Annotated in this window: 12 protein-coding genes, 1 tRNA gene and 1 pseudogene; 8 read left to right on the plus strand and 6 right to left on the minus strand. The window is 41.5% G+C overall.

Annotated features, from left to right (window positions below; all coding sequences use genetic code 11):
• Positions 1–192: 192 nt before the first annotated feature.
• The 3 genes and pseudogenes from ACAY00_RS14390 to ACAY00_RS14400 all read left to right on the plus strand — a co-directional run.
• Positions 193–732 (plus strand): annotated as a pseudogene (locus tag ACAY00_RS14390) (c-type cytochrome); the annotation flags it as partial.
• Between the two features lie 39 nt (positions 733–771).
• Complete coding sequence (locus ACAY00_RS14395; RefSeq protein WP_371379753.1) at positions 772–1395, plus strand: cytochrome c; 624 nt, start codon at positions 772–774, stop codon at positions 1393–1395.
• 214 nt (positions 1396–1609) lie between these two features.
• Entirely contained in the window at positions 1610–3583 is a 1974-nt protein-coding gene (locus ACAY00_RS14400; protein WP_371375219.1) for an alpha/beta hydrolase family protein, read from the plus strand.
• 57 nt (positions 3584–3640) lie between these two features.
• Here ACAY00_RS14400 and ACAY00_RS14405 read toward each other — a convergent pair whose 3' ends face one another.
• Positions 3641–3850 carry a DUF3859 domain-containing protein gene (locus ACAY00_RS14405; protein WP_371375222.1) on the minus strand — a complete coding sequence of 70 codons (210 nt, stop codon included), beginning with the start codon at positions 3848–3850 and terminating at the stop codon, positions 3641–3643.
• A 96-nt stretch (positions 3851–3946) separates the two neighbouring features.
• Between ACAY00_RS14405 and ACAY00_RS14410 the strand changes: the two genes are divergently transcribed.
• The 3 genes from ACAY00_RS14410 to purT all read left to right on the plus strand — a co-directional run bounded on the left by ACAY00_RS14410 (position 3947) and on the right by purT (position 7204).
• Positions 3947–4867 (plus strand): TIGR01212 family radical SAM protein, encoded by a 921-nt coding sequence (locus tag ACAY00_RS14410; RefSeq protein WP_371375225.1) that lies wholly within the window; start codon positions 3947–3949, stop codon positions 4865–4867.
• An 84-nt stretch (positions 4868–4951) separates the two neighbouring features.
• Positions 4952–5878: a 2-hydroxyacid dehydrogenase gene (locus ACAY00_RS14415; RefSeq protein ID WP_371375228.1), complete on the plus strand. Its 927-nt coding sequence runs from the start codon at positions 4952–4954 to the stop codon at positions 5876–5878.
• Between the two features lie 144 nt (positions 5879–6022).
• Entirely contained in the window at positions 6023–7204 is a 1182-nt protein-coding gene (gene purT / locus ACAY00_RS14420; RefSeq protein WP_371375230.1) for a formate-dependent phosphoribosylglycinamide formyltransferase, read from the plus strand.
• Positions 7205–7408: 204 nt separating this feature from the next.
• On the opposite strand, the gene ACAY00_RS14425 is transcribed toward purT, so the two are convergent.
• A tRNA-His gene (locus ACAY00_RS14425) sits at positions 7409–7484 on the minus strand.
• A 425-nt stretch (positions 7485–7909) separates the two neighbouring features.
• Positions 7910–9598: a M20/M25/M40 family metallo-hydrolase gene (locus tag ACAY00_RS14430; protein ID WP_371375233.1), complete on the minus strand. Its 1689-nt coding sequence runs from the start codon at positions 9596–9598 to the stop codon at positions 7910–7912.
• A gap of 423 nt (positions 9599–10021) precedes the next feature.
• Between ACAY00_RS14430 and ACAY00_RS14435 the strand changes: the two genes are divergently transcribed.
• Entirely contained in the window at positions 10022–11839 is a 1818-nt protein-coding gene (locus ACAY00_RS14435; protein ID WP_371375236.1) for a diguanylate cyclase, read from the plus strand.
• Between the two features lie 78 nt (positions 11840–11917).
• Positions 11918–12436: a DUF1285 domain-containing protein gene (locus ACAY00_RS14440; protein WP_371375239.1), complete on the plus strand. Its 519-nt coding sequence runs from the start codon at positions 11918–11920 to the stop codon at positions 12434–12436.
• 16 nt (positions 12437–12452) lie between these two features.
• On the opposite strand, the gene hemN is transcribed toward ACAY00_RS14440, so the two are convergent.
• The 3 genes from hemN to ACAY00_RS14455 form a co-directional block, all read right to left on the minus strand.
• Positions 12453–13793, minus strand: a complete 1341-nt coding sequence (gene hemN, locus ACAY00_RS14445) for an oxygen-independent coproporphyrinogen III oxidase (protein ID WP_371379756.1) — start codon at positions 13791–13793, stop codon at positions 12453–12455.
• A 161-nt stretch (positions 13794–13954) separates the two neighbouring features.
• The gene (locus ACAY00_RS14450; protein WP_371375242.1) at positions 13955–14266 is read right to left on the minus strand and encodes a TraR/DksA family transcriptional regulator; all 312 of its coding nucleotides are present in this window, start codon (positions 14264–14266) and stop codon (positions 13955–13957) included.
• Between the two features lie 23 nt (positions 14267–14289).
• Positions 14290–14790 (minus strand): DUF2489 domain-containing protein, encoded by a 501-nt coding sequence (locus ACAY00_RS14455; protein WP_371375245.1) that lies wholly within the window; start codon positions 14788–14790, stop codon positions 14290–14292.
• Positions 14791–14797 lie beyond the last annotated feature (7 nt).

A 14797-nucleotide genomic window follows, 5' to 3' on the forward strand; every position in this document is an offset into this window, starting at 1 on the left:
TGTAGAATACGACAAACTTTTCCATACTTTATCAATTGGCATAAATAAAAACCAGCGAAGCTCGATAACAAGGCGATTGGTAGAGAGCGAGTGAGTGGAATTATCATTAATAAACGCTGAATTTCAGATGTAATGAAAGGCAAGAACTTTATGAAAAATATCATTTTAACAACTCTGTTGGGTTGCGCTTTAATGGGCAACGCTTTTGCAGCCGGAGATGCCGCAGCAGGTAAAACGAAGTCGGCAGTATGTGCCGCTTGTCACGGCAGCAATGGTATCGGTTTAGCTGATAACTACCCTAACCTAGCAGGTCAGCACGCAGATTATATCGTAAAACAGCTAAAAGCTTTTAAGTCTGGTGATCGTGGTGATGCCTTAATGGCACCAATGGCGAAAAACTTATCCGAACAAGACATGGCCGACTTAGCCGCATACTTCGCATCATTCTCTCGTCAAGGTGAAAGCCTAAGCGCAGCATCAGATTCGGCTTCAGCAACAACGACGACAACAGCATCTGCACCGGTTGCCCCTGTTGCCAAAGGCGATGCTCAAGCAGGTAAAGGCTTATACCTCAATGGTAATCCAGCTAAGGGGATTCCTTCTTGTATCGGTTGTCATGGTGAAGATGGTAATTCTGACGTATTAATCAATCCAAACCTTGCCGACCAACACCCTGAATACATTGAAAAGCAATTGCACGCCTTTAAAGATAACTCGCGCGTTAATCCATCGATGAATGTTGTGGCTAAAAACTTAACTGACCAAGACATTATGGACATCGGTGCTTATTTTGCCGATACAACAGCGGTTATTTCGGCGGAAATCAAAAAACCTTCGGCGGCGAAATTAACATTTATTGGTGATGTTGAAGCAGGCCAAGCTAAGTCAGCAATGTGTGCATCGTGTCATGGCGCAGACGGTAACTCACTTGTCCCTACGTACCCAAGCTTAGCGGGTCAACACGAAAAATACCTTGCTAAACAATTAGCTGACTTTAAAGCTGGCGAAGGACGTAACAACCCAGTGATGTCTGGTATGGTGGCAGGCCTTTCTCCTACCGACATGCAAGATTTAGCGGCTTACTTTGCCAGCCAAGCACCAAAAGCAACAGGTGTTGTTGCCAACGCAGCTGGTGAAGAACTTTACAAAGGTGGTGATGCCGAGCGTGGTATTACCGCGTGTATCGCATGTCACGGCGTTAATGGTAAGGGTGCAGCGCTTGCTGGTTTCCCTGTTGTAAGCAATCAAAATGTCGAGTACTTAAAGTCGCAATTGGCAATGTTTCGAGACGGTACTCGTTACAACGATATGAACTCAATGATGGGTGGTATCGCAGCCAAATTAACGGATAAAGATATTGAAGCTCTAGCGCAATACATGTCATCGTTAAAATAAACCCAATCGGGATTTAAAAAAAAGCAGCTACGGCTGCTTTTTTTGTATCTGCATATAAATCAATTTATTGAAAGTTCTTATGGCCTCTCGTTTGCAACGGCCAAAAACATTTGTATTAACGAAAAATATATTTAACAATCGAATAGAAATTAACCAATAAAACGTGTACGGTTATTTAAATAAAGGAATTTTATAATAAAATCAGGAGCTCATTGTGTTTAAGAAGATACTTTGCTTTTTGTCCTTGCTACTCGTTAGTGGTGTTAGTCTTGCTTTCGTCCCTCAACAAATCCCTATAGAGCACTTTAATAAAATGCCGATGGTGGAACAACCAACCATATCTCCCGATGGTAAACACATCGCGGCAGTTATCAACCAAGGAGAGTTCACCCAGGTGGCGATATTTCCATTTGAAGACAAAAGTAAAATGGAGGTGATCTTACAACTTGGCGCTGAAAAATATCGTATTGACGACTTACAATGGGCAAATGACAACCGAGTATTGGTCTCTATCTCATCGCCTTTATACCTTGAACAAATTTCGCGTCGAGTTCGTTCCACTCATCTATATTCGTCAGATATTAAAGGCAAAAATGTATTTGAACTGCGCTCGCGCAATCGCAAACAGAGTCAGCTAGACGCTTATCGTAGCAGCCCGCGCTTACTCAGCTTATTACACAGCGACCCTGATCATATCTTGGTTACGCAATCTGATAAGCGTGATAACTTTTACTCTTCTATTTTCAAGGTCAATATTAACACCGGTGACTTTGAAAAATATGTGGTTAACAATAAAAGATTTGTCAGTTGGGGCGTAAACCCCGATGGTGACGTCTTACTCGGTATAGCGGTAGATGAAGATCGAAATGTCGATACCAAATACATTTATACCCGTAAAGATCCCCAATCTGATTGGCAATTAATTCGAAGCTTTGAGCCCTACCAAGATGCCATATTTAATCCGGTTATGTATGAGCCGAGTAGCAATTCTGTTGTTGTCATTTCAGATTATAAATTACAAAAAGATGCGTTATGGCGCTATCACATAGAATCCGAAAAGTTTGACCTCATTGCCGAAGCTCCTGGCACTCTTGATATCACTGCAGCGATTGTTAGATTAAAAGATAATAAAAGAAAATTAGTGGGTTATAGTTACAATGATAACTTTATTAAACGCAAATATTTCGCTCAATCTAGCAATAATCTCGATCTGCAACTCAGCGGTTTATTTTCAAAAAATGGCTTACAATCATCACTTTTTGATGGTGATAAAAGCAATAATCGTTTTTTACTTTATGCCATCAGTGACAGCTCTCCGGGCAAATTCTTTACTTATGACCATAACAAGAAAAAAGTCAGTTTGTGGTACCCACAATTTCCCGACTTAGAGCAAGCAACCTTAGCCAGTGTGTTGCCATTTGAATTTATGGCTCGTGATGAAATGATGTTATACGGCTATTTAACCCTTCCAAACAATGTCGAAAAGCCACCGGTTGTGGTGTTTCCTCATGGTGGGCCATTTGCCCGAGATAGCCAATATTTTGACCCTTTTGTTCAGCTTTTTGCCAACCGAGGTTACGCTGTTTTGCAAGTGAATTATCGTGGTTCAACGGGCTATGGTGGCGACTATTTAACGGCGGGTTATTATCAATGGGGCAAAAAAATGCAAACTGACCTTATTGATGCACTCAAATGGCTTGAGTCTACCGAACTTGCCAACACCTCGAATGCCTGCATTGTGGGCGCCAGCTATGGTGGTTATGCGGCGCTTGCTGCAGGTTACAAAACACCTGAGCTATTTAAATGTATTGTGTCGATTGCCGGAGTTGCCGACATGAACAAAATCGTTCAAAGCCTAAAAGTGAAAGGATTTAAAAATTATGTTGAAAATGCGATCACCAGTAATGAAGACGAACTAGAGCAGCTGTCTCCAGTGAACTTTGCGCATCAGTTCAAAGCGCCAGTATTGCTTATTCATGGTAAATCAGACACAAGGGTGAGTTATCGAGAATCTGAAGCGATGTACGAGGCATTAAAAGAAGCCAACAAGTCGGTAGAAATGGAACTATTTCAGTTTGGCACTCATAACTTAGATGGTGCGGTTAACCGCAGAGATGCAATGAAACGGATTGACGTTTTTTTACAGCAACACCTAAAACCAGAAACGGCGTTAGCACAGGTGCAATAAGCCCAACCCCGTGCCAAGTAACACCTTAAAGCTCGACGCAGGTCGAGCTTTATGGGTTTAAATAATACCGCAATGCTCAATACAGTAACTCAGTTCTTTACCCTTGCCCTTTGCTGCTTTTAACACAAAGCCAAACTCAATATCTATAAGCGCGGGTACTTCGGTGTTAAACATCAAAAGCTTTGCCAAGTCCTTACTCGACTTATCCCATTGCTCATATATACCGTAGGTAACTACAGAATATATTGATTTCGATTTAGGCATCATTTTTTACCGAATGATAAAATGGCACTATGGTAGCGTATTAACACGCCCATAAAAAATCTACCTTAATTAAAATTCACCCATAGCCTGTGAACCTATATGCAACTTGACCAATATGTCCATACCTTTGGCGCCTATTTAAAACGAAAATATGGTGAGCGCGTCAAAAAACTCACTATCGATGCAGCCTTTACATGTCCTAACCGCGACGGTACTTTAGGTCGTGGTGGTTGTACTTTTTGCAACGTCGACTCTTTTAGTGGCGAAAACCAAACCCAACCAATCGCCCAACAAATGGCACAAGGCAAAGTCAACCATGGTCAAAAAGCGCGTAAATATTTGGCTTACTTTCAAGCTTATACCAGCACCTATCGTGAAGTTGCGTATTTAAAAACTAAGTACCAACAAGCCCTAACACAAGGTGATGTTATTGGTTTGTGTGTTGGTACTCGCCCAGATTGCGTGCCAGACGAGGTACTGATACTGTTAAGTGAGTATGTTGAACAAGGTTATGAAGTCTGGCTCGAATTAGGCTTACAAACCGCAAACGACGCCACCCTAAAACGTATTAACCGAGGTCATAATTTTGCCACGTATGTTGATGCGGTCAATCGTGCCTCATCCTATGGCATCAAAATTTGTACCCACTTAATAATTGGCTTACCACAAGAAACCGAACACGACGCTCTTTTAACACTTAGCAAAGTACTGCAATATCCGGTTGATGGCATTAAATTACACCCTCTGCATATTGTAGAAGGAAGCATCATGGCCAAGGCTTGGCGAGCGAATAAGATAGACGTTTTAAGTATGTGTGAATATGCCTCAATTGCCGGCAATCTGTTACGTCACATTCCCAAACACATTGTGCTACATCGCGTTTCTGCGACGGCAAACAAGCCGATGTTATTAGCCCCCGATTGGTGTCAACTAAGATGGCCATCGTTAACCGAAATTTGTCGTGATTTAGATAAAAACGGCGCACAAGGCGCCTTCACCGATGCCCCGATAAAGCCTTAATTGCTTTATCGAGTCACCGAAGCTAGACACTTGGATAGATTCCGTTTACTTTTGCATAATCAGTAATAACGAAAACATATTTAGATGACCATCGCCTTAATTTGCCCTGATAAAAACCCAAGCCCTTGGTTAAAGGCTTTTGCCCAAGTGGCACCAGAAATCAACGTTGAAGTTTGGCCAAACATCCACTCTCCTGAAAAAGTGACCCTCGCCCTTTGCTGGCAACAACCAGAGGGCAGTTTATTAGCGTTTAAAAACCTAAAAGTGATTTGTTCGATGGGCGCTGGGGTAGATCATTTGCTCAAAGATAAACTTCTGCCTCCTGAGCTTCCTATTACCCGTATTGTGGATGAAGATTTGTCTCAAGGGATGTTCGAGTACTTGTTGTATGCGGTTACTGAACGGCTTAGCGTCCGCTCGGCTTACCAAGCACAACAACGCCAAGCCATTTGGCAATGGCAGCGTCAAACACCTTTTGCCAAATGCCATATCGGCTTTTTGGGTTTGGGGGAAATAGGCGCCTATTGCGCCCAAAAATTTGCCTCATTGGGTTTCAAAGTTTCGGGGTGGTCACAGTCTGAAAAACACATCCAGGGAGTACATTCATACACCAGAGATCAACTCAATGACTTTGTTGCCAAACCCGACATTCTTGTGTGTTTATTGCCTTTAACCAAAAAAACCATAGGCATATTAAATGCCAAGATGTTCAACCATGTAAAACCAGGTTGTTACTTAATCAATGTCGCCAGAGGCCATCACTTAAATGAAGCGGACTTACTGACAGCGCTTGCGCAAAAAAAACTGAGTGGCGCCTGTCTTGATGTTTTTCAGCAAGAGCCGTTAGCACCAGAACACCCATTTTGGCATCATCCTGACATAAGCATTACGCCCCATTGCTCGAGCTTGACTCGCCCAAAGTCAGTCGTGCAGCAAATTCGCCAGCACTATTACGCGAGCCAACAAAACTATCCGTTAAATCATCTGGTTAATGTCATGAAACAATATTAATGGGTCTGACAAATCTAGATATTTTTTAACCACACTCAAATAAGTAATGATCAAGGTAATGACATCGATATTAACCAACAAGGTTTTTAGTTACCTTATAACAACTTATAATTGCGCATATCTCTTAATAACAAGGAATACCTTATGACCATCTTAGGAACCCCCCTTTCACCTTCGGCCACTAAAGTGCTTTTATGTGGTTCTGGTGAGTTGGGTAAAGAATTAACAATAGAACTGCAACAGCTGGGCGTAGAGGTCATTGCAATAGACAGTTACCCTAACGCCCCCGCAATGCAAGTTGCACACCGCAGTCACGTTATTTCAATGCTCGATGGCAACGCTTTACGCCAAGTGATTGAACAAGAACAACCGGATTACATTGTGCCTGAAGTTGAAGCGATTGCGACCGACACCTTAGCGCAACTTGAAACCGAAGGATTCAACGTGATCCCAACGGCCAAAGCCACTCAATTAACCATGAACCGAGAGGCCATCCGCCGTTTAGCGGCTGAAACATTAGGGTTAAAAACCAGTCACTATCGATTTGCCGAAACCAAAGAACAGTACTTAGAAGCTGTAGACAGCATAGGCTTTCCTTTTGTGATCAAGCCCATTATGAGTTCATCAGGGAAAGGCCAAAGCGTAGTGAAAACCCCTGAACAACTCGATGATGCCTGGACATACGCTCAGCAAGGTGCTCGCGGTTCGGGTGACAAAGTCATTGTTGAAGGTTTTGTCGACTTTGATTACGAGATCACCTTACTAACGGTGCGTCATAAAAATGGCACATCTTTCTGTCCGCCTATTGGTCACCGCCAAGAAGGCGGTGACTATCAAGAGTCATGGCAACCACAAGCGATGTCGGAGCAAGCATTGGCAAATGCGCAAAAGGCTGGCGAGTTAATCACAACGGCCCTTGGTGGGTTTGGTATCTTTGGCGTTGAGTTATTTATAAAAGGAGATCAGGTGATCTTTAATGAAGTATCACCCAGACCCCATGATACAGGGCTTGTCACCTTAATTTCACAAGACTTATCCGAGTTTGCCTTACATGCTAGGGCTATTTTGGGCTTACCGATTCCAGCCATTAATCAGTACGCACCTGCCGCCTCAAAAGCTATTTTGGTGACCGGTAAATCTGAACAAGTCGCCTTTTCTCAAGTTGATCAAGTATTGGCCATGCCAAATACCCAAATTAGATTATTTGGCAAACCGCAAGTCAATGGTCACCGCCGTATGGGAGTGATTTTAAACAAGGCCGACTCCATTACTGAAGCAGTAAACAATGTGGAAAAAGCGGCTGAGATCATTAAACCTGTGCTTTAACAAAAGCGCTTAGTGACATAATCACATTCTGCGATGGTCAAAGTTTAAGCTAGCACTAAATCTTAGGGGCTTACTTTGACCATTCTTTTTTATAACGCGATAAAGGACGGAAAACGCGATTGGCTAAAGAGCCAAACCTAAATTTTGGGCATAAAAAAACACCTTTACGGTGCGAATGTTTAAAGACATGGATAATAAAAAAGATGGGGTGGCTAATGGGACTTGAACCCACGACAACCGGAATCACAATCCGGGGCTCTACCAACTGAGCTATAGCCACCATCGTATTTTGCGCGACTGCTTAGAAACAGTGCGCGAATTATAGGGTTTTAGGCGTATATTTCAAGTAAATTTTTCTAAAAAAAACGATTTACGCTGCTTTTGATGATAATTTCAACATATCTTATGGTTTTATGCCTATTTCATTACCATAGTGTGGCTATACGAAAAGATTTATCTTGTTAATGCACCTCAGATAACACTCATTGTTGTGCACAACCTAATGGACTTAGTACTACCTGCTCTATCAACTTCAGCCGATTTTCTGTTGTAGGAAAGAAAAAGCCGGCTATTTGCATAGCCGACTTATGCTTACAGATCATCCTTGGGAGTAAAGCAGACAATCCTTATCACAATGTGGTTAACCTAACCTCTATCTTCAACTATTACTTCATTGGCGGTCCTAGCCCATGAATAAGTGACAGCTTAGTCTTTGATTAAGCTTTGAGTTTCAAGAGCTCGGTTGGCGTCGCGTTCACGTTTACGACGCTCTTTTTGACTTTTCTCAGCCATCTTCTGCAATTGTAATTTTGACGGCTTGGTTGGCATAGGCTTACGTGGTACACCATCATCGGCCATTGCCGCTTGATATACAAAGCCAGCCATAATCACCGCGGCTTGTTTCATGTCTGCCTCAATCACATGATCGAATGAATCAATGTGGGTATGATGCAATCGTGATGAGTAATCAAGAGGGTCTTGAATAAACTGAAAGCCAGGTAGGCCAACATCGTCAAAAGACTCATGATCGGTTCCACCGGTTGTTTTATTGCTTATCGTTCCTGTACTTAGATCAGAATATGGGCCAAACCATTTGCTAAATAACGGCTTCACCGCGACGTTACCTTCGGTATAGATACCGCGGAACATGCCACTACCGTTATCCATATTAAAATACACGGAAAAGTCATCGTAAGCGGCTTTTTGGCTGATAGGCCAACCCGGCGTTTTCCAAAGGTAACTTGGCAGTTCTCGTTCAACTTTATCTTCAGGTTTTGGTCTTGAGGCAAAGTGTTTTTCAACATATGCCCTAGAGCCATATAAGCCTTGCTCTTCACCAGACCACAACGCTATGCGAATGGTATTTTTAGGTTTAACGTCTAAGGCCTTTAGAATGCGAACGGCCTCCATTGCAACAGCGACCCCTGCGCCATTATCAACCGCTCCGTCGCTGGCATGCCATGAATCTAAATGGCCCCCTAACATAACAATTTTTGGATTTTCAGCATTGCCTGGAATTTCTGCGATGGTGTTATAAGCATTGTGATCATTATCATAAAACGTTGCTTTCACATCTAACGACAGCTTTGGAGCATCACCATCATCCATTAAACGAGTGATGAGGTTGTATTGCTCAGCTTCAATAACAATGGCTGGAATGGGGAACGTATTATCTTTTTTATGTGATTTACCCCAAATGCCAACTAAGCCACCTTGACGCCAACTGCGATAAACGGCGGCCAGAGCCCCTTCTTCTTTTAGAAATGCATTAAGCTCTTTATTAAACAAATAACGCTGCATAGTCGATTCATGTCGATGCGGTGCGCGTTCGGTGCGATGGCTTGGTCCACGCATTACATCAAACTCTTTGATTTTTGATAAATCGGATGCACTATGGCGCTTAAAAACGGTGTTTTTAGGTTCGCCTATCGTACGTCCCTCTCCCATCAGGAGTATTTTACCCTTTAGCTTACCTTTATAACGCTCTAGATCTGCGATGGAGCTTGCATCAAACAGTACCGCTGGTGCTGTAATCATCCCATTTGTCCCTGGTGTCCAAGCCACAGGGATACCGTGTAAAGAGACATTTCGAGGTGATGTTAAAGCGATTGATGCGGCGTCATGTGACCAACCTCGACCAAAATCAAAAGCCTCAAGATGGGCATTTTCAAGACCCCAGTCGGCTAATTGTTCTTTGGTCCATACATTGGCCTTATACATTTGTGGAGAGCCCGATAGGCGAGGCCCAATATTATCGGTTAAGTATTGCAAGGTATGCATGACGTGCGAATTATAAAACCCTTCGGCACGGATTTTATTAGCCATTTCCAGATCTGTGTTAGCGACAGCTGAAATGGAGGTAAATGCCAACAAAGACAACATCATGTTTTTCATTATTATTCCCTTAAAACAAATTTATAACAAAAAAACATACGGGATTTTACATGGTTAGGGAAGCGTTTTAGGTTCAAACGCCCTTTTTTACCGTTAAGTGGTAATTTTTTCGCTGGCGTGATGATATTAACATCATTATTTCAGATTCGTTTCACAGCGGGTTGGCCGAAGATTTAAGCTTAATACGTTTTATCAGCCTACATTAGCACTCGATGAAAAATAAAAAACCATATAAATGAATACATTAACACCACACTAAAGAAGCGAATTTAAGACTCATAAAACAAATTATCGTTTTATTTTTAATCAATTAACTATAAAAATCTGGAATATCTGTTAAATTGTAGTTAACGATAATAAAAAATCACCCAAGATGGATTTTGCTGACGTCGTGTACAAGGACTGTTTTAGGGAGCGAGCTCGATGAAGAGATACAAACAATACCAACAAACATTTTCCCTCGTTTTATTGATAAACCTTTTATGTTTATTTAGCTTAAGCACATCGGCAGAAGAATTGGAGCTGTTTCCCAATCAAAAGATCGCCTCCATAGCCAACCACGTTTCTTTTATTATTGACCAGGACTCTGAATTATCAGCAAAACAAGTATCTGCCTCAACCGAATTAAAAACATTGAAGCAAGCCAATTTAACCAAAGCGTTTGTCGGTAATGTTGCGGGTTCTGTTTGGCTCAAATTAGAAATAAAAAATGTCAGTGATGAATTTGTCGACATTCAAATACAGTCTCCGACAACGACGCCATCGATTATGGCTCTATATCACCGTCCTTTAGGCTCCAATCTAGACTTTGAAAAAATCACCGACGACATCCGTCATAATTTAACCAAAAGGGCGTTACCTACGGCTCGGGTTTCACTGCCACTAAAATTACAACCCAATGAAACTCGTGAAGTGTTGATTGAAAGCTTTAGTGATGTGCCCACACCAAGATACCTTAATTTTCAACTGGTCTCGTTACCGGTATTAATTCACAGTTCTAATATTGAACATATTATTTTTGGCATGGTGATGTCGCTCATACTGGTGTCGGCTTTATTTAGTTTGATGGCGTATAAGTTTCTCGAAGAAAAGTTTTTTATTTGGTATAGCCTATTTGCCATCAGCACTTTGCCCGCTTTAGGGCTTACCACGGGTATCATCAACCTTTATATTCCAAATTTAGATTTTTATCCTTTAGGCACTCTATCTTTTGCGGTAATGATTGCCTCGGGTATTCAATTTATGCGGGTTTATTCCAATGTTGCCTATCATTCGTTAAAAACAGATAAGTTAATTTATATAACGTTAATACTCACCCTAACAACAGTACCTCTGTCGATTTTAGGCTTTGATCACAAAGCACAGCAGGTGCAACAACTGGCGGTCTTTATTTTCCCCTTTGCTCTCATTGCCGCCGGATTAACCGCGCGCCAAGGTGAGAAAAAAATGTCGGCGATGCTCATTGCCCAAACGTTATTATTTGGCTTATTAGTCTTAATTAACATGCAATCTTGGGGTTGGGTTGACCCCTATGCGGGTATGGTGTTTTTACCCACTATTGGCATATTGTCGGTATTGCTATGCTTGATTTTCGCCATGTACATCAAAGCCAAAGCACATTACTACGAAGGTTCAAAAGAAGACTTAGATACCATTGCTTCAGCGTATAAAGAAGCCTATGCCTTACAAGAACAGGTTAAAGAGCAAAACCAACAATTAAAAGTTGCCAAAGAACAAGCAGAATTTGAGGCCAGAACGGACATGCTTACGCAAATGCCAAATAGGCGTGCATTTATGAACCTTGCAACGATGGCGATTGCGCAATCGATGCGTCAAGGTAAACCATTGTCTTTCATCGCCTTTGATATCGACAACTTCAAAAAGATTAATGACCACTATGGACATCCTGCCGGTGATGAAACCCTGCGAATAATTGGCGAATTAACCAAACAGATCATTCGGGTCAGTGATTTTTGTGGTCGTATTGGTGGTGAAGAATTTATGATCGGGTGTCACAATAATCACAAAGATGATGCCGAAATATTAGCAGAACGATTGAGGATGGCCATTGAGAAAACGGTGATAAAAGCCGATGGACATGAATTTACCACGACCATAAGTTTGGGTATTGCCAATGTGACCAGTGATGACGATTTAGAATCGGTGATCAAAAAATCCGATATCGCAATGTACCTTTCTAAAACCACGGGTAAAAACAAAGTGACCAACTATGCGGCTTAAACCACGTCGCTCAAGCATGCGATGGCGTCGCTATATCGAGATATAGCGGGCATTCATTGTTGTAGGTATAAACCTGATATGTCATTAGAAAAATTCAGTAAACAAATTAAAATCCCTCAGGTTGAGCAATGGGATCCGCCCTATTGTGGTGAGATAGACATTGAGATAAAAGCGAATGGCGACTGGTTTTATCAAGGCAGTAAAATTGAGCGCAAGCGCCTAGTTAAATTGCTGTCGTCGGTGTTGACCAAAGAAGCCGAGGATTACTTCTTGGTCACTCCTGTTGAGAAAATGAAAATTCGAGTTCAACATCGGCCATTTGTTATCACCCAGTGGCAATGGATGAGCCAAAATAACGTATTATTGCTGAAATTACTGACCAATCTCGATGACGAGATATGGATTACCAAACCCAAAGATTTAGGTTTCGATGAACACGGCAAGCTTATAGCAAACGTGCGCAGAAACTTGTATGCATCGATACATCGAAATGTATTTTATCAATGGGTAGAGCAAGCAAAAGAGGGTAAAAACCAACAAGGCCACTGCTTATATCTAACAAGCAATGGCCTTGATTTTGTTATCGGTTATGTCTGATCAGTGAACTAAGCGATTAAATAACTCGTGAAAATCTTTGTTGATGCAACTTGGTTCGCAAGTAAGCATCAAACGACATACAAATATTTCGAATCAACAAACGCCCTTTTTGCACCACCTTAATTTCATCATCATTGTTGGTTAACAGGCCGTCATCAATAAACGTCTGTAAACTGGCGATATCCTGACCAAAGTATTGATCAAAATGAATCCCAAATTGCTCTGATATTTTGGTTTTTGATATTTTAAAATTACACATTAAATCTTTAATAACCACCGCTCTAATCACATCATCTCGGCTCGTTACAATGCCTTTCTCTAACGGGGTTAAACCCGCATCAATAGATCCATAATATTCTTTCAATGTTTTGACATTCTGGCTAAAGCTTTGGCCAATAGAGCTAATAGAAGAAACCCCAAGACCAAGTAAATCGCAGTCATCTAACACGGTATAGCCTTGGAAATTTCGGTGCAAAGAACCACTTTTTTGGGCAATGGCCAATTCATCATTAGGTTTCGCAAAGTGATCCATCCCAATAAACTCATAGCCCATAGCCAAAAAGCTTTCGATTGCAAATTGCAATAACGCAAATTTATCATCGGCCGATGGCAGCCATTCGTCACGAATTTTACGCTGAGAGGCAAAGCGAGACGGTAAATGAGCATAACTGAATAATGAAATGCGATCAGGATCCATTATTTTTACCGCATCGAGAGTCTTTGCAAATGTTGCTAAGCTTTGGTGTGGCAGGCCATAGATTAAATCTAGGTTAACAGAGCGAAAGCCAACCGACTTTGCTCTATGAACCAGCGCAGTTATAAACTCAGTACTTTGTTCACGATTAATCGCTTGTTGAACGATTTCATCAGTATCTTGAACGCCAATGCTTAAACGATTAAAACCCTCTGAAAATAAGTGATCGACAACGTCTAACTCAATTTCCCTCGGATCGACCTCGATACTCATTTCAATATCTTGAGCAAACTGAAATGTCTCTTTAAGTTTGGCGACCAGTTGGCTAATTTGTGATTTGGTTAGAAACGTAGGCGTACCACCACCCCAATGCAGTTGTTTGACGGTATAGCTTGCAAACTGCGGTGCGCGTAATGATATTTCTTTAAATAAATACTCCAGGTATTCATCGGCTTTATGAGAATGACGGGTTACAACTTTATTGCAACCACAGTAATAGCAAAGGCTGTGACAAAATGGGATGTGGACGTATAAAGACAACTCATTATGTTCGGAGCAAGAAATGGCATTTAACAAATCGGATTCAATAAACTGGTTTGAGAACTCGACGGCTGTCGGATAGGAGGTATAACGTGGACCACTGACATTGTATTTCGCAAGCAACTCTGGAGAAAACATCTCGTTAAATGACATTCTAATAAACCTTTTTAAAACAATTGTAATAATTATAGTAAAAAGGTTTGTTTGTCACTTTGATCTGCAACAACCAGAGTTTAAAATACAACCAGTTAACAACTTAAATACTCATAAGCGAGTAATGTTTTTTAGTCTGCGCAGTCGATGCACTTAATTGCCGCAGGCTGAACATTTAACCTAGCTCGGGCAATTTCTTCACCGCAATCGACACAATAGCCATAGGTACCTTGTTCGATACGACTGATTGCGTCGGATAACTGCTGGATTTCAACTTTGGCTTCCGACTCTAAGGCATTTAACACTTCGTCGTTTTCTCGCTCTCCAGCTTGTTCAGACCAGTCAGCCGGACGCCCCTCAGCAAACTCCTCATGGATTGCCGTGATCCGTTTTTGTAAATCGACAATTCGTTTGGTAAAAGCTACTTTCAGTTGGTCCGACATATTATTATCCTAGTTTTTATTATCTAATTTTGACTTAGCCTCGCTTGCAACTCTACTTTAAGTTCGATTGCATAAGGCTCCAATCCTTCAACGTTTCTATTGACTTCAGGTTCAAGCTTTTCTTCGATACCCATGCGCTCTAAATCAAGTTTTAAGCGCTCTTTTTTAGACAGCGCCTTTCGTTTGTCAAGTATAGGCATATGTTTGATATCATTATATAAATTAAATATAGCAGGAAATTTCTCAATAAACCTATCGGCATGACTTTCCATGGACTCAATAAGCACTGACAAGCGCCAACAACCTTCTGAAATATCGCATTGCTGTTGATTCATCGCCTTCGCAATTAAAATCACGCTATTAAGAACATCAATATCGCGTTGAAGTTGTTTCGCCTGTAGTTTTTGCTTTTGCGCCTTTTCGGCAATTGTTTGTTGTCTTAATTGCCATAACAATCGCCCAGCATAAAGAGCCAGAAGCAACACAATAACACCAGCAATGAGCCAATAAACACCGTATACCACTTAATTA

Origin of the sequence: Thalassotalea sp. 273M-4 (assembly GCF_041410465.1) — a bacterium.
Lineage (GTDB): Bacteria > Pseudomonadota > Gammaproteobacteria > Enterobacterales > Alteromonadaceae > Thalassotalea_A > Thalassotalea_A aquiviva.